Annotated in this window: 11 protein-coding genes and 1 pseudogene; 10 read left to right on the plus strand and 2 right to left on the minus strand. The window is 43.7% G+C overall.

The features are described from left to right. Positions 1-344: 344 nt before the first annotated feature. Both MHB80_RS02780 and MHB80_RS02785 read left to right on the plus strand, forming a co-directional pair. A complete protein-coding gene (locus MHB80_RS02780; protein WP_341280735.1) occupies positions 345-788 on the plus strand; it encodes a hypothetical protein in 444 nt (147 codons plus the stop codon). Between the two features lie 150 nt (positions 789-938). Next, positions 939-1,154, plus strand: a pseudogene (locus MHB80_RS02785) (rhodanese-like domain-containing protein); the annotation flags it as partial. A gap of 232 nt (positions 1,155-1,386) precedes the next feature. On the opposite strand, the gene MHB80_RS02790 reads toward MHB80_RS02785, so the two are convergent. Then, positions 1,387-1,689 (minus strand): hypothetical protein, encoded by a 303-nt coding sequence (locus MHB80_RS02790; protein WP_341280736.1) that lies wholly within the window; start codon positions 1,687-1,689, stop codon positions 1,387-1,389. Between the two features lie 245 nt (positions 1,690-1,934). On the opposite strand from MHB80_RS02790, the gene MHB80_RS02795 reads away from it, so the two are divergent. Both MHB80_RS02795 and MHB80_RS02800 read left to right on the plus strand, forming a co-directional pair. Next, positions 1,935-3,674, plus strand: coding sequence for an ATP-binding cassette domain-containing protein (locus MHB80_RS02795; protein WP_341280737.1), 1,740 nt, complete (start codon positions 1,935-1,937; stop codon positions 3,672-3,674). Between the two features lie 82 nt (positions 3,675-3,756). Further along, complete coding sequence (locus MHB80_RS02800) at positions 3,757-4,830, plus strand: IS256 family transposase (protein WP_341280738.1); 1,074 nt, start codon at positions 3,757-3,759, stop codon at positions 4,828-4,830. 142 nt (positions 4,831-4,972) lie between these two features. On the opposite strand, the gene MHB80_RS02805 is transcribed toward MHB80_RS02800, so the two are convergent. Then, positions 4,973-5,503: a ClbS/DfsB family four-helix bundle protein gene (locus MHB80_RS02805; RefSeq protein WP_341280739.1), complete on the minus strand. Its 531-nt coding sequence runs from the start codon at positions 5,501-5,503 to the stop codon at positions 4,973-4,975. A gap of 240 nt (positions 5,504-5,743) precedes the next feature. Between MHB80_RS02805 and MHB80_RS02810 the strand changes: the two genes are divergently transcribed. The 6 genes from MHB80_RS02810 to MHB80_RS02835 all read left to right on the plus strand — a co-directional run bounded on the left by MHB80_RS02810 (position 5,744) and on the right by MHB80_RS02835 (position 16,504). Continuing rightward, positions 5,744-7,822, plus strand: a complete 2,079-nt coding sequence (locus MHB80_RS02810; RefSeq protein WP_341280740.1) for a methyl-accepting chemotaxis protein — start codon at positions 5,744-5,746, stop codon at positions 7,820-7,822. Between the two features lie 139 nt (positions 7,823-7,961). Then, entirely contained in the window at positions 7,962-8,381 is a 420-nt protein-coding gene (locus MHB80_RS02815) for a DUF3237 family protein (protein WP_341280741.1), read from the plus strand. Between the two features lie 452 nt (positions 8,382-8,833). Further along, positions 8,834-9,343 (plus strand): DUF3267 domain-containing protein, encoded by a 510-nt coding sequence (locus tag MHB80_RS02820; RefSeq protein ID WP_341282842.1) that lies wholly within the window; start codon positions 8,834-8,836, stop codon positions 9,341-9,343. A 304-nt stretch (positions 9,344-9,647) separates the two neighbouring features. Beyond that, positions 9,648-11,702, plus strand: coding sequence for a LuxR C-terminal-related transcriptional regulator (locus MHB80_RS02825; RefSeq protein WP_341280742.1), 2,055 nt, complete (start codon positions 9,648-9,650; stop codon positions 11,700-11,702). A gap of 206 nt (positions 11,703-11,908) precedes the next feature. Continuing rightward, on the plus strand, positions 11,909-13,705 hold the full coding sequence (locus tag MHB80_RS02830; RefSeq protein WP_341280743.1) for a hypothetical protein: 1,797 nt from the start codon (positions 11,909-11,911) through the stop codon (positions 13,703-13,705). Positions 13,706-13,735: 30 nt separating this feature from the next. Then, positions 13,736-16,504 (plus strand): hypothetical protein, encoded by a 2,769-nt coding sequence (locus tag MHB80_RS02835; RefSeq protein ID WP_341280744.1) that lies wholly within the window; start codon positions 13,736-13,738, stop codon positions 16,502-16,504. The last annotated feature ends 8 nt before the right edge of the window (positions 16,505-16,512 follow it).

A 16,512-nucleotide genomic window follows, 5' to 3' on the forward strand; every position in this document is an offset into this window, starting at 1 on the left:
TTCCAACTTCTTCAGCGCTAAACCATTACCCTCTACTATATAAGTTGAACGAAAAAAGTTAGCAATAAGCGATGGTTGTCACCGCGAGAAAGGTTGGGCTTCCGGCCGCTGTTGTTTTCTGATTTCTTGATTCTATTCCTCTTGGAAGATAAAATCCGCAAACAAAGGCGGACGCTAAGCAAATGCTTACGAAGCGGCTTTCCTACGGAAAGCTGTGACTCTCTCCAGTTCCAACCTTTCTTTCCGTTTTTCCTTCTTCCCATTGCTTTCTTTAGTTCAACTTAGATAGATACCTACCCAAGTCCCCAGCTATTAAGGGACTAGGATTCAAGGGAGTGAATCGGATGGAGTTTGATTTTTTCTTAAAGGTATTACAAGATCGATTTAATATGGACGGTGATTATCGCTGTTTAGAGTTAATATTTTCAGATACTAGATTTAATATGAAGAAGATGAGTGATTCACATATCTTAGTTGAAACGGATGAACTTAAACTTACGATAGAGTCGGCCCATTCAAAAATAGATAAAAATGACGAAAGTTTCGCCAGTAATATTAGTTACATTAATCTAACGCGTGTAGTCATTGTCAAAGAAATAAATATAATAAAAGATAGTAACCAGCTTGTAAAAGTAGTTGAATTACTTTTGTTATACTTTCATGTCTTAGTATTTGAAGAAAGTAAAAACTTGAATATTACTGACATCAAAGTACACACAATTCAGTTGGAAAATGTCATAATAAATAATGAAGTTTTTCAAGTTTTTTGCGATCCAGGCACGCTTTAATTCGTTAATTTCTACAGTTTGTTAAGCATAAAAAAATTCGCCGGGGCGCTTAGGTCATAAAGTGATGTATTCAAACCTTACATTCTATTATATGTTTTTAGACTAAAAAAGTAGACACGGTGAAAATTTTGGGTGGAAAGCCGCCAGGTGGATGGTGTGTGGAAATCGCCAGAGGAGCAGGCGGAGCGCTTTGCGGGGCTTTCGAAGGACGATGAGATCATTGTGTACTGTGGATCAGGTGTGACCGCTACGCCTAACTTTTTTGCGCTGCAGGAGGCAGGGTTTAAGAATGTGAAGCTTTATGCAGGGAGTTGGAGCGATTGGAGCTCGGATAGCGGGAATCCGGTGGCGGTGGGGGAAGAGTAAGAGCTGAGAAGCATTTATAGTATGTGTATCTTGAATACATCGCCATGGGGCTGAATGCTCGGGGCGATGTATTTTTTATGCTTGAAATCAACAAGGAAACCGCTTGCAGCCTAGACGGCACGCGGTCCTTCTCATGGAAGCACGTTGATTGGACTTGCTCTAAGAATAAGAGATGGGAGACCGCGCCGGACGTGGGTTGAAGAGCTGCAGCGGCCCAAATTTGCTAATTCGTTTAAAGAATCATCCCGATATCATGCTGGCCGACGATAAGCTTCACCGGCTCGAGGTAAACTCGCGTGAGCGTCGGTCGCGCGATGAGATCGATTTCGATATCCGTGATTTGATAACGAGCGATTTTGCCATCCCTTTTATCGTAAACGACATTGAATTCCTTCAATCCTACTTGTTGAATTAGAACGGAGGACCCGATCGACAAGGCAGCCGTTTCGAACTTTCCATGATCGAACAAAACTTCCGAAATAATTTCATCGTTCATATCCACAATCGTGACCTGTTGGCAAAACTGGTATTGCATTAGCAGACATCTCCTTTAGGTGTATTGATACAGAATGAGCGGATTGGATGCTCCATGCAGCTCTTCTTACTTTATCGGATAAATCGGGCTGACCGTATAGTGTGAATTTAACATATCTTTTTATTCGCCTAACCGATTGAAGTTGGTTGTTAACAGTGTTACTCTAACAAAGGTAAACTCGGGAGCTATAGCTTGCCATACACCTACTAATAGTCACCATTTTAGTTATAGAGAAAGGAAATACTATGATAAAAGTTGATAACTTATCCTTCTCATTTCCGCAAAAAGAACTATATAAAAACATATCATTTACGCTTGAGGAGGCACAACATTGCGCTTTTATAGGAACAAGTGGCAATGGTAAAAGTACATTAATAGATATTTTAATGGATCCAGAAAGATATTTGTTCGAAGGCAAGTTAGTAATAGACCCGACTTGCAAGATTGGACACGTAAGTCAATTTCCGCAAGTCGACAAAACGAAAGAAACAACCGTTTATGAATATATAGGGGAAGAATTTATTAAATTACAAAATGAAATAACAGCTATTTGTACGGAGATGGAAACATCATCGGATATTGATTCCTTATTAGAAAAATATCAATTAGCTTTAGACGCATTGGATTTAATTGGCGGGGAGGATTTTGAAAGCAACCTTAATAAAAAACTTAATCTAGCAAACCTTATGAAGCTTAAAGATCTTAACGTATCTGACCTGAGCGGTGGTGAATTCAAGCTCATTCAAGTGATGAAGGAAATGCTTAGTAGCCCAGACTTAATGATTATGGACGAACCAGATGTATTTCTAGACTTTGAAAACCTAAATGCGCTTAAAAATCTTATTAATTCTCACAAGGGAATGCTGCTAGTTGTTACGCACAACCGATATCTTTTGAATCATTGCTTCAACAAAATTATACACCTCGAAAACACAGAGATCCAAGAGTTTGATGGGCGTTATATGGATTATACCTTCTCATTACTTCAGACTAAAGTTGAGCTGCAAGAGCTCAAAGTCGCTGAGGATGAAGAAATAGAGAGAAACGACCATATCATTAATAATCTTAGAGCTATCGCAACTTATAATTCAGAAGCTTCTAGAGGCAAAGCATTAAAAGCTAGAGTCAGGTTTCAAGAGAGATTGGAAGCACGTAGAATTAAAGCACCATTTGTTGATATTAAGCAGCCGAATATTAGTTTTGGTATGGATAATGAAATGGAAGACGCCATTGTTGTAAATGTGAATAATTATAGTGTTGCCTTTGATGAATTGCTTTTAGACAATGTTGACTTTGAGATAAAATCTACGGATAAAGTAGCCATTATTGGTTCGAACGGTACCGGGAAAACGACTTTACTCCGAGATATTTTTAAAAATAATCATGAATCAATTGAAATAAATGCTGGTGTTAAAGTGGCTTATTTATCTCAAAATCAAGGCGAAGTGCTAAAGGTATCTAATACAATACTAGAAGAATTCATCGACGCTGGGTTTAAAACTTATGATGAAGTTAGAACGTATATTGCAAACTATGGTTTTGAAGGAGAAATCGTTAATCAAAAGATACAATCTCTATCTGGTGGAGAAAAAAATATGCTGCAATTGGCTAAAGCTGCTGCCAGTAAAGCAAACGTATTGCTTCTTGATGAACCGACAAGCCACTTAGACATCTATTCCCAAATAGCACTGGAGAAAGCTATTGAAGGCTATAAAGGTGCGATTCTGATGATTTCTCATGATTTTTATTCTGTTGTAAATGGTATGGATTATGTTTTAATCATTGAGAATAAGACGATTAGGAAAATGACTATTAAAAAATTTAGACAGATGATTTATGCTAGTCATTTCGATAGGGACTATCTTGTAGCGGAACAAAATAAAAGATCGGTTGAAATGAAAATAGAGCTGGCTTTAAAGGATACTGATTTTGAGCTTGCAAAAGTATTGGTTGATGAGCTTGAGGAGCTGATTAAGTATCATTAAGATAAAACGGAGTCTGTAAAATAGATTGTGTAAACTCCTAAACCCATTAAAATGGTAGTATACGAAAGGTTGGGGAGTACACATGGGATTATGGACGAAAGAGCAGCTACGAGCTTTCATTAAAGAGAACAAATTGGTATCCGCACAAGATGCCCAAAATGCATTGAAGGATCTGTTCGCCGAGACGCTACAAGAGATGCTCGAGGCCGAAATGGATACGCATTTGGGTTACCAAAAGCATGAGGTTCAAAACAAGCAGACGAAGAATAGTCGCAATGGTAAGAGCAAAAAGAGCATCGTTAGCGAGTATGGTGAACAAGAAATTAACGTCCCTCGTGACCGCGATGGCGCTTTTGAGCCACTTGTCGTGAAGAAGCACCAGTCCAACGTGACGGGTATCGAGGATCAAATCATTGCCCTGTACGCCGTTATTTTTCTCGATGCCATTCACTTCAAGGTCAAGCAAGATGGGGCTATCGTGAATAAGGCGGCTTACATGGTTATTGGCATTGACCTGGAGGGTTGTAAAGATGTGCTCGGCATGTGGATCGGCGAAAATGAGTCCTCTAAGTTCTGGCTTAACGTCCTGAATGATCTGAAAAACCGCGGTGTACAAGACATTCTCATTACCTGCGTCGATAACTTGAGCGGCTTCACGCAGGCCATCTCCGCCTGTTATACGCAGACCGAAATCCAGAAGTGTATCATCCATCAGATCCGCAATTCCACGCGGTTTGTCTCCTACAAGGACATCAAGAAGGTCACGGCGGACCTAAAGCCCATCTACAAGGCGGTTAACGAAGAGATGGCGTTGCTGGAGCTCGATCGATTTGAGGAAACATGGGGAACGAAATACCCGCTCATTGTGAAATCCTGGCGCAATAACTGGGATGAGCTCGCTACGTTCTTTAAGTATCCTGCTGAAATCCGCAAGATTATCTACACGACGAACATCATTGAGAGCTACCACCGTCAGCCGCGCAAGGTGACCAAAGGTAAAAGCATCTTTCCAACGGATGAATCCTTGCTCAAGATGCTTTACTTGGCCACGATGGACGTGACCCGTAAATGGACCGGCCGCGTACAAAACTGGGGACAAATGCTCCTCCAGCTATCCGTCTTCTTCCCGGATCGCATCGGTCATTTTCTCAAATGATTTTTCATCTTCTCCCCGCGGGGAGAAGCCTATTAAAAGAGTTTACACAAAAGATTTGACAGACCCATAAAACGCAATACCAACTATCAAGAACAGGTTATCGAAAAGATAGCCGGTTCTTTTTTTACGTGAAAAATGAGGTTTAACCTAAGCCTGCGACAGCGGACGCGTTGGCTGACTTTGCGATATCTTCACATTTTTTAATAGCCCAAATGTAATGATTCGAAGTGTTTGCTGCAAAATAGCTGTATAAATTACTCGTTTTTGTCCAGTTATAATAGTTCTTTATCATGATTTCTTCATTAGTATGCAGATTAATTAGTGCCATTATTCTTTCATGGCTTAACTTCAATTTTTTAATAGCGTGATTCAACGTAACGTCCTGATATTTTTCCCAAATATTCATATTAAGCAGTTTGAGGGTACTCCATTTATAACCAGGTGCTGGCATGAAAGGAGTATCGCCGTCCATACCTTCTCTATACCATCTCTCTAGCATTGCATGCCATTCATATAGATGCATGACTATATCACGAAAATTCTTATCTCTTTCCGGGGTTTCAATAGAAATGCCCCTTTTTCTGCTGGGTACAGATTCAATTAATTCAAGTAATGATTTAAAGTTTATGTCACTATTCAATAATAAAGTTTCTTTTTCATTTTGTGCTATCATGATAACCCCTCCTTTTTTACTATATATTAACATAAGAATGCTTGTTCTGGTAAGTGTCATTCTCTTCACTACTTAGGTGCCCTCTATAAAAAAGCGCTGCTCTATTTCGCTAATAGTCAGGGACATTAGTCCCAGTTTTTTTTGATTGTCAACCTAACATGTATCTAAATTATTCATCTCATAGTACCGACATAATACATAAGTGTTTTGATCCTATCATATCAACTGGAGAGATGCAGCATGTTAAACGTTTTGAAAATGTGGGGATTGAAGGGAAAGCGAACGTCCAGTATGGCAAACACACTGTCCATAGTTCTGTTGGTTATTATCGTCGTTGTCTTTGCTATTTTGGGGACATTCATTTTTTCCAGCACTCGAAACATCCTGCTTAACCAACAAGAAGTTATTCTTCAGACGAAGACGCAGGCAGTTGTTAGTCAATTCGATGCACTATTTAAAGAAAAAGGGTCGCTTGTAAAGCAAATGTCGACCAACGAGCTATTCCAGCAGTACATAGAAACAACGGAGTCCTCAGAGGACGCGACCAGTTCTACGTTCGCGGCAGCCACTCAGAAGACGCTTGCAGCTATTGTCAAAGAAGAGCCCTCGTTTGCGGATGCCTGGATTGCAAGCTTGGATGGAAAGGGGTTCTGGCTGCAAAATGATGGTGCGGCGTCCGCAGCAGATTTTGACATTCAAAGCCGCCCGTATTACAAGCCTGTATTGGAGGCTAACGGGCTGTACTACTCTGAGCCATATGTAGATGTCAGTTTGAAAAAAGTATTAATAGGAATCTTTTACCCTATCAAGAATGAGAATAATGAAATGATTGGCTTCGCAGCGGCGGATATTGCCTTCGAGGATATTCCGTCCATTATGGAAAGTTACTCTCTGGGAAGTACAGGCCGCTCCATTCTGATCTCCAAGGATGGGGATATTCTGTACCATCCGGATCAGGAGAAGGTTTTGAAGGAGAAGATTACTGCTGACCCTGGTGAACTGGCCAAGATCGGCAAAAAAATGATTGCTGGAGAGTCGGGTATACAGCTTTATAACGATAATGGGGAACGCCGTTATATCGGCTATGCCACCAGTAAAGATACGGGATGGTCCGTGGGTTTAACAATATCGGAGAAAGAGGTTCTCGCTGAATTAAGGACGTTCACATGGATTACGCTGGGCGCATTTGTAGCTGCAACCCTCTTGCTCGTCATCATTTGTTACATCACCCTTCGTTATCTGTTACGCGCCATACCGCAGCTGTTGTCCAAGATTAAGTTGATTGAGCAAGGGGACCTGACGGTGCAACTGGATGCAAAGTCCAATAATGAGATTGGACAGATCGCTAACGGGCTGAATACGATGGTGCAAAAGATTCAGGGGATGCTCCAGCTTGTTGGTAACTCGGCGCAAGTCCTGAATCAGTCATCCAATGATCTGCAGTCCATATCCGCAAGAACGGCAATAACCATGAACGATACATCTACAGCCGTTAATGAGATCGCCAATGCAACAAACTATCAGTCAGTCCATACGGAAAGTATTTTAAACAAAACAGGAGCGTTATCCGGTCATATTGATGAAATGGCAGCTGATACTGGGGTCATGGAAGCGATGGTGCAGACAGCAGTCGGTCAGAGCGGCCAAGGACTCGCAGTGGTCGAACAATTATCGTTATGGTCTGAGGAAAACCATCGTTCCACGCAGGCCGTCTCCTCTATTATCCAAGAGATTGATCTTAGCCGAAATGAAATATCTAATTTTGTGGAAACGGTGAAACAGATTGCAGCTCAAACGAACCTGCTTGCGCTCAACGCCTCCATTGAGGCTGCACGTGCCGGTGAAAATGGTCGTGGATTCGCTGTCGTTGCCCAGGAGGTTCGCAAGCTTGCGGAGCAGACCGCTCTGGCAACAGAGGAAATTAACAAGAAAGTACACCTTATTGAAGAGCAAACGAAGCTTTCAGTCGAACATACTATGCGTGGTATGAAAATTGCGGAGGAAAATACCCAAGCCGTAGAGGATACGAAGCAAGTCTTCTTCGGCATCAACAAGGACCTGGAAGACCTGAAGCTGCGCATGCTCAAGATTGCCAGCAGTACCACCAATGTGCATCAGCACAAGGAGGAGATCCTTCAGGCGCTAGAGATCATTTCTTCCACCACAGAAGAGAATTCTGCTTCTACAGAGGAAGTGAGCGCAAGTACGCAGGAGCAACTCGATAGCATTGAACAGGTTGCTGCCCTTTCAAAGGAATTAAATCAGTTATCCAACAAATTACAGGACGAACTAGGTCAGTTCAAGGTTAAATCATTATAAGTGTTGTTTCCCTTCGGGAAGAGTAAGACCGAGCAAAGGGGTGTAGTACCTAAAAGCGCCTAGTCGTTCTTCACTGAACGATCAAGCGCTTTTTTGCGACCAAATGAAAGTAACGATGTTAAAAAATGGGGTGCATCACGTGAAATGGGAAGAAGTGCTCATCGTGCATGTTGTAATAGGGAAAACGATCAACCTGCGGAATGACGATGGAGATTCAGTAGTCATGATTTCTTTTACAGGCCATGTGACAGGCAAGTATTTCGAGGGGAGTGTCCTTGAGGGTGCGGTGGATACCCAAATTATTGGGCGTTTTGGTGATCGTCACAGCTTATCGGCAAGATATCTGCTTCAGGGAACGGATCATACAGGCCAGGCTTGCGAAATATACATCGAAAATAATGGGGACATCCACAAGAGTCCGAAGAATGTGTTGTTTCGTACTTCTCCCCGCATAATTACAAACAGCAAAGCCTTGGATTATTTGAATGGGGATGTACTCGTTGGGGAAGGACTGCAAACAGAGTCGGGCATCGACATTACAATTTACAGAGCCTTATGAGGCTTTTATATAGCGGTCTTTAGCTTTGCCGTAAAAATCCATTAAAGACCCAAGGGTGCGTGCCAATGGCGGAGCAAATATATAGACAGCAATTTGAAGAGATCATTCGTAACAGTGAGTGGTTTACGTCCATTTTGAGAGCTGTGCGTCTTTGTAATCCTCCGGATTGGTATGTGGGTGCGGGGGGATTCGCAATATAGTCTGGGAGTACCTGCATGATTCGGCTGAGGACAACACTTATTCACGAGATGTTAATGTCGCTTTTTTTGATCCAAGCATCTTTGGTTATTCTGTTCCTCCGTTGGCATAGTGACGATAATATCGTTTTTGCGTGGCTCCATCTATTGCCTGACAGCAAACAAAAGGTGCTGAGAAATTACTTCCATTTACTTGAGAATAGAAAGGAAATAGTAGATATGATTCATTGGTTTCGACACTTACCGTATAAGTCTATGGATGAATCAGAATGGAGGCCATTCATTCATAATGATTGGTTCCGAGAGCATTATATGAAATTTGTTTATCTGATGATGGCCATTTTATTGCTGGCACCTATGGCTTTTGAGAGAGGGTTTGCTTTTGTTGCGAATGTCCCTATTATTCCAATAATCGTTCTCGTGTTTATCATTCATGAAGTTATTCATATTCTCGTTATATACACTAAAGGTGATATTAGTTTAACATTCAAGGGAATATTCTTTTGGCTCCATACGAATGCAACGTTGTCCAAAACAAGATTTTGGCTCTTTATGAGCCTGCCCTTTATCCTATTATCGGTAGTACCTGGCGTTGCAGCATTATTTGTATCAGGAACGATTCAATCACTTCTGTTGTTTATTTGTTGGATAAATTTCATTATTTCTTCCTCGGATGTAATAAACTCATTATTAATTTTAATTAAGCCTAATAGAGCTGTATTTTGCAATGGGAAATACCGAGTAACCGAAATTTCGCACAAATAATAGGGAGGAGAAGTAGAGGATTCAGGTTTTATAGAGTCAGTGACGAGCATGATGGAAGCCGATTGCGTTCTTATGGACGATTTACCCTTCTACCCAACAACAATTTTATTTAGAAATATGATTATAAATGTAAGTATATAATAGGAGATGTCATAATCGATACTATGTGGTGTATTCATGTGATGGCTGCATTTTGCAAAATGACCCTGCCCGTTTCATTTATAGAAGGCTGAATGACCTATTCTGTTGTAACGATCTTGTCCTTCATTTTTAAAATGATGTAATTCGAGGGTGGGTGTACTCTATGTATGATAGCAAGGTGAAGGTAGGCGATTCCGAGGAACGCATAGCTGTCCAGATTGACCAACTGGAACGGCATTATTTGGTAGGGCGGGACATTGAAATTCAGTATTTCTTACACCAATTGATAGACGGCGGACAACAGGGACGGTTATTGAATCTCTATGGTACCGGCGGCGTAGGAAAGAGCTATTTAATCGATGAATTCCGTCGTCTGGCGGTGAATGCGAATGCCGTCTTTCTGCTGCTGGACAGCCGGGGCTTCTCTCATACACCGCAGGACTTCTGCACGCAATTGCTGCGAATACTCGGCTATCCGATGAAGCAGCTGCAGCAGATTGCCGAGCCGCAGGCCCTTCTAGAGCTATGCCATGACATCCTGAGGGAAAAGGCGGCGAATCAGAAGCTTGTCCTCGCCTTTGATACATTCGAGGATATGGGGGATATGGAGTACTGGCTGAGAGAAGCATTTCTCCCACAATTGCACCCGAAAATCCTGCTTATCATCGCGGGTAGATTCCCCTTGCAAGGTTTATGGCTCAGTTCTCCAGCATGGCGCCAATGGATACACAGAATGCCCATTGGCGATCTGGATTATATCTCCGTTAAGCAATATCTGGAGCGCTCGGGCATTTCTCAGGAGCCGATGATCAAACAGATTTGGATGAAGACGAAAGGACATCCCCTCTCCTTGTCCTTGATTGTCTCGACGACGATGCTTCAGGACATTCAGGGATTGGCATTGGTAGATGAAATCGAAGTATTCGAGCATATTCTGAGCATTTGGTTAAAGGAGGTTCCGGACGTCAATCTTAGGGAGCTCGTAGAAACGGTAGCTGTGCTGCGGCATTTTAACCAGGAACTGCTCTCTGATATATTGGATCGGAAGGTAAAGACGGATGTATTCCAAAGGCTGGTTGGACTTTCCTTCATTCGGAGAGTGGATAGGGGCTGGATCCTCCATGATTTAATGCGGGATGCTATCAGCAATGGACTGCGTTTGCGCCAGCCTGAACATTACGACTGGTTATGGAAGCGATGCATCATGTATTACCACAGCAGGATGACTAACCCGTCCAAGAGAAAGACGATTACATGGGAGGCCGTCGAATGGTACTATTATATCGGCGACCATGTCGTTCGCAGTCTCTGTTTTCAGAAATTGACTCCGCTTCTCATGGAGCCGCTCAGTCCGTCCAATTGGGCGGAGGCAGAGCAGTATTTGGACAATCGTCGCATCAATCTGAGGGAAGTTGTCCTTCCTCTCCAGAACCAGGACACGGGGGAGAGGTTCGAGTATATGCTTTCTAAAGAAGAAGGCCTGTATCCGATTAAGCATATTCATCTTCAAGAGCTTTACGAGCTCGATCCTGGCATTGTTAAGCTAATGAGAGATCAGGATGGGGCTATACGCGGTCTGACGGCAATCATTCCGATTCATACAGGGACGCTTAACTACTTGCTAACTCATCCGCTGTCCTCCAGTTATTTCCAAAATTTGCCGGACCATAAGCTAAAGGAACTCCGGGTGCCGAATGAACATATTGCGGGTTATTTTGTGAAATCGATCGATGTGTCTGATTTTGAGGACGAGGCGGTACGTACAACTGCGGGGCTAGCGTTCGTCTCACTGCTTATATCTTCTGGTTACGTCGTGACGACTGGCCCTACGGAGCTCCCCTTCTTAAAGGAGTTCCATCTTAGCTTGGGGTGTGAGGAGGTGAAGAACGTTGCACATTACGATTATGACCCTAACACGCCTACGCCCTATTACGTTCTTGATACGAGGGGGGATAAGCTGCAGGATTATTTGAACAAAATGATCACGTCCTTCGGTCTTTTAGATCATGCCAAGCAACAGGATGATGGGATGGGGATGCTGTCCGAGCGGGAGAAAGAAGTAGTGGTTCTGCTGGCAAAAGGTTATACGAATCAAGAAATAGCGGCGGACCTGTGTATTTCAGAAGTAACGGTCAAGAAGCATTTGACCGCTGTATTTCGGAAGTTGAATGTCAGAAATCGAACGCAGCTCGTTAACAGCTACATGAAAAAAACCTGATGATTATAAACAGACAAGTTTTCTCTTAGGAGAGAGCTTGTTTTTTTTGCCTGTGAGGAGAACGAAAGTATACCCGAATTCGACTGTTTTGCTACGTTCGGATAATAGAATGCGCGAAAGCAAGATGGTATTCTTGATAATATTAACAAACTTGTGAATGAGATCAAAAAAAACTACTAAGCATACCGAGAGCGTGGTGAGAAAGGTTGTTATCTCATTTAATTAAGAAATCGCTTACACCAAAAGGGCCGAACACCCTAGCGTTCAAGCCCTATCATTCTTACGCAGCAGCCGTACTCAAGCCAGGTAATCCCGACAAGTATTTCGAACATTTGCACAAGACAGGATTTATTGATGGGGATCCTAACGTATTGAAAATTGCGACATTGCCTGAGTTTTCCCTTAACGGGGACACCAACCGGTTGATTCCAATCGAACGATTCGATTATGAGCAAATAAGAGATGAGATTGTGAAGCAAGCGAAAAACGTTGCGAGGGGTGTTTTGTTGTGTGTGGGTACCGTGGCTGTAAACACGGGGCAAGTGAACGAGTCCGGTAAAAAAATTGGCGTGAATAGAGGTTGTATGATTGCGACTGGCACCGGCGAATTCATCGAGTGGGACAAAATGTCGGTAAGCACCTTGGATAATTGGCCCAGTGACTTTGAGGTGCAGATCGGTGCGAAAGAAGAGGCCGTTTTGGTCAAGCGATTGATGGACAGCGGAAGAGACGTCGTTATTTCGTTCCGTACTTGCCTTGATATTAAAGCTCCTCCCGGATTCGATATTCACCCCGATTTGATTATTTCTCCGGCGTTTGGCTCGCCGTTGCAGGCAGACCCCGTTCGTGCTCCTTATCGGGACGGGGTAGTGATTTTATGCGATAACGGCGGTGGAGATTTGCAAAATTTGATTGAAAATCAAAGGGAAATCATTATTGATTACAAAGATGGGAGCGAAACCTACATCAAATCTGGCTTATGGGACGTAGTGTCAAAAGATATCGGCAAATATAGGCTCCTGAGACCAACCAACCCTTTGGGCAACATGTTATCAACTTGGCTGCACAGTCTCGTCCCAAGCTTGGAAAAATACCGGGAAATCGCGGACATCTATTCCAAAACCCATTCATTCGGTAAGTTTTATCCCGATTCGGGCATAGCGATAACGAAGGTCAGACCGCTTGCTGATCTGACCAGGGAGCAAGACGCAGCAAGGCGTCTGCATGTGGACTTTACCGTGTTTTACGAAAGCAAACGGCAGGATAACATGGCGGAACAACTGAAGGAACTGTCCAAAGCGATTCAGTGGGAAAGGCTGGAGAGCGAAACAAATGCGTTCATAAAGGATTATGTGGACAGACAGCTTAACCAGAAAGACGCTTTGTCCAGACGTGCGCAGGATTGGGTAGCTGAAATGAACGGCAATGCGTTTCAATGTGAACTGCTGGACCACATCAATTTGAAAGTGTTGGAATTGCTCATCAGCACCGGCGATGAACGACACAGCGAGCTTGCCAAAGAGTATCCGTACAAGCTGGTTCAACTTGTGCAGGAAACCATCAGCAGTGATATTTTTAAGCGAATTACGGAGGGTTCGGCAGAAGGCTCCTATCTCGGTGAACTCCTTCATAGTCGCGTGTTGGCTGAGCAAACTCACCTGTTATCTGAAAGAATCAGTGAAACGCAACGGGAACTGGTTGCAGACACGAGCCGAATGGAAACGACAATGCAGGAATTGCAGAAAAGATTCGAAGACGCGAAGCAAATTCAACAGGAGCTCGAACGAAGGGTGGACGACCACGAGTTGCTTGACCGGAAGAAACGGCTTGAAAAAGAAATTTTCGATTTAAAGAGGAAAGCCAGGGACCTGGAGAAGAAGAGCGAGGAAAAGAAACGAGAAGAACTTGAACACTTAAAGGATCTTAAAGAAAAGCAAAAAGAACATAAAGAAGCGGAAAAGAGAGCAAAAGAAAAAAGAGCTAGAATAGTTCACCTCAAATAGCGTGAACGGCTGCGGGAGCGAGGATTGCCAATGAGCAATGGTAGACACTTGCAACAAAATCATGAAGATTACGTATTGCTGTCGCAAATTCAAAAGGAAAATCAAGTATTGATTCGGGATGATTCAATTATTTACTTGAGCACCGAGGACAATGTTGCTATCGGCGAGGGCACCAAATTTGGTGGCTATCATAACAAAGTGTACCTGTACGCCGAGCAGTTTACCTTAAGCGGGGCGTTTAAGCTGTCACACGGCATTCTTTCGGCCAGCCAGATGTCGACGCTTGGGGAAGCGACATTTGATTTGCAAGGCAAGCCCGGCTCCACGACGGTTGAAGGTACCGACGACATGGGTGGAGCAGACGGCGGCGATTTGAGTTTGTTTATTGAGAATGCAGCCGTTAATGTGCCCCATTTTATGGTGAATGCCAGCGGCGGTAATGGAGGAAATGGATCGTCTTCGAAAGCAAAAGGAGGGGATGGAGGCAACGGCGGGTCCGGCGGAAAGGTCAGGCTTCTCTATGGCCATCCGTATTTAAAACTAGTGGCTGAACTAAGGAATATTTTCCACAATGAGGATAAAGAGGACAAAATCGAGAAGCTGAACGGCTTTTTGGAGAGAAATCGGGACGCCGCGCCGCTTGAACCTTTCCGACAGAAGCTAAAGGACGCCGCTTCGGCGGAAACGGCCAATGCTGTTATAAAGGAGATGGCCTCCCGTCTGATCGTGCTTGCAGATGGATGGAAGAGCCAAGCGCTGGCAAGCACGGACATATCCGGAGGGATGTACGGTGCCTATGGCGAAGGCCTTGTCAACGGGAATAACGGAAAAAACGGAGCGCGCGGAATGGTTCACATCATGCCTGTCAGCAGCGCAGCGCAAATGGAAAATATGCAAGAGGAATTCTTTTTTCCTTGGATACATCCCGTTCAATGTCAAATGCTGTTTGAGAAAGCCCGCTTGCGTTATTTCTGCCTGGAGCCATCGGACCGTGAGGCCATTTCGGAAACAATGATCTACTTCAGAAGATTGCAGCAAAAAACGTCGCCGTTTGAACAGGTAAAGGCGGGCAGCACGCTAGAAAAGCTGTGGTCGAAGTACGAGCAGCACGTAGCCGCGGCAGGAAGTGTTCATATTTTCAAAGATTTGCATGACAAAACCGTGCTGTATTTGAACAGATTGTCACAGGGGCTTGATTATTATGGATACAAGTACAATTATGTGCCAGTCGTTTCATTCGATTTTTGCCGGGAGCAGCTTGATGCGCTTATTGCCAATTTTAAAACGATTCAAAAAGAATATGTGTTGCAGCTGGAATCGCTCCAAGACGTCAATCGGGCAAAATCTGCACTGGCTGCGGCCAGACGCCAGGCGGAGTTTACGGTAAGAAGCCATAAGGCTAAAAGAAATAGACTTGTTGCCATGCTCGGAGATACCGCCAGAACGATTGAAAATTATAAGCCTTATATTACCCAAAAGAAAGCATTGGTCGAGGAGAAAATAGAAGGCTTCAGGGCGAGTCTAGAAGAATACTTTGACTGGAACTGGGATAATATTTTCTCCTCGCTTGGTTCGATCGCATTTGCACCGAAGTCTTCCCTGATGTGGATGGTGCACGGCTCCAAAATCGCTTTTGATGGAATAACGAAAGTAACGGGGATCGACGACGTTTCCATCAATAAAGCCTATATGGTCAATCGGATTAGTACGATAACACTAGATTTTCAGAGCTTAAAGGAAGGTTACAGCACCATGCCCGGCGGCTCGCTGCAGCCGGACGATCCCGGAGCGGCGAAGCTGATTGGCGACATGGAAGCGATTGAAGGCTTGCTTCACCAAGTGTCGGAGCAAATTGACAGTTCTGCGTTAAGTGAGGCGCTGCGCGACTATGTAAAGACGGTCATTGATAGAAACGGTCATATTATGACCTATAATGCAAGCGCCTTACTCTTGCTTCAGACGATCAACGAGCAGCAGGAACTGGAAAATACTATTAAACGGTATAATCAGGTCATGATCGAGAAGATGACGGAAGTTTATCCCGAATATACGGGTTTTGTCTCCCGCATGTATTTCGATGCGATCGCCCAAATATTCGAGATGCTTTATTTGACGACCCGCGCCTATAACTTCTGGGCACTTGAGCATACACAATTAAGCGACGTGCTGGGCGGAAGCGTCAAGGAGGTCACTTATGCCGGATTGTTGGGCGCACAAAATAAAATTCTTGGACTTTACAAAGACGCTGTTGGTCATTTCGGAACGAACTGCTCCCATTTTCCCGCCAATCAGCAAAAGGGCATTTCGTTCAAGCTTACTCCGCATCAACTGGACTTCATGAAAAAGAATTATGAAGCGATGGTCAGCATACCGCTCCAAAAACATGAGGCGGATACAAAAAGCCCGTTCGCCGGCTTGGCTGACGTGCGGATTACTAAGGTACGCTGTTTTCTAAACGGTGCCAAAGCGAAGCCGGGTGCGCCTAATAGCGAGGTTTTGCTGAATATTACGCATTCCGGACAGGAACAATTGATTTCAAGAGACAATGCCATCTACAATTTTCACCACGATAAAAGGGAAGTCCCTTTCCAGTACGACATGAACGCTACTGCCAGCGTCGTCATTGATGGTAACTTCGGCGAGTCCCTTCACGGAGAGAAAACGCCTTATGCGTTGTACGGCCCATATACGACGTGGAAAATAGAAGTCGACAAATCCTTTCGAAGCCGCATTGATTTAAGCCAGTTGAAGGAAGTGACGCTTGAATTTCATGGCACCTGCTATTCTTTCCATACCTAATCCTCGAA

Origin of the sequence: Paenibacillus sp. FSL H8-0537, assembly GCF_038051995.1 — a bacterium.
In the GTDB taxonomy this organism is placed as follows: Bacteria; Bacillota; Bacilli; order Paenibacillales; family Paenibacillaceae; genus Pristimantibacillus.

What these genes read in the sequence shown, in the direction of transcription:
- MHB80_RS02810 (WP_341280740.1), top strand. Translation starts at nt 5,744, where the DNA reads ATGTTAAACGTTTTGAAAATGTGGGGATTGAAGGGAAAGCGAACGTCC.
- MHB80_RS02790 (WP_341280736.1), bottom strand. Translation starts at nt 1,689, where the DNA reads ATGCAATACCAGTTTTGCCAACAGGTCACGATTGTGGATATGAACGAT.
- MHB80_RS02805 (WP_341280739.1), bottom strand. Translation starts at nt 5,503, where the DNA reads ATGATAGCACAAAATGAAAAAGAAACTTTATTATTGAATAGTGACATA.
- MHB80_RS02795 (WP_341280737.1), top strand. Translation starts at nt 1,935, where the DNA reads ATGATAAAAGTTGATAACTTATCCTTCTCATTTCCGCAAAAAGAACTA.
- MHB80_RS02820 (WP_341282842.1), top strand. Translation starts at nt 8,834, where the DNA reads ATGGATGAATCAGAATGGAGGCCATTCATTCATAATGATTGGTTCCGA.
- MHB80_RS02825 (WP_341280742.1), top strand. Translation starts at nt 9,648, where the DNA reads ATGTATGATAGCAAGGTGAAGGTAGGCGATTCCGAGGAACGCATAGCT.
- MHB80_RS02780 (WP_341280735.1), top strand. Translation starts at nt 345, where the DNA reads ATGGAGTTTGATTTTTTCTTAAAGGTATTACAAGATCGATTTAATATG.
- MHB80_RS02835 (WP_341280744.1), top strand. Translation starts at nt 13,736, where the DNA reads ATGAGCAATGGTAGACACTTGCAACAAAATCATGAAGATTACGTATTG.
- MHB80_RS02800 (WP_341280738.1), top strand. Translation starts at nt 3,757, where the DNA reads ATGGGATTATGGACGAAAGAGCAGCTACGAGCTTTCATTAAAGAGAAC.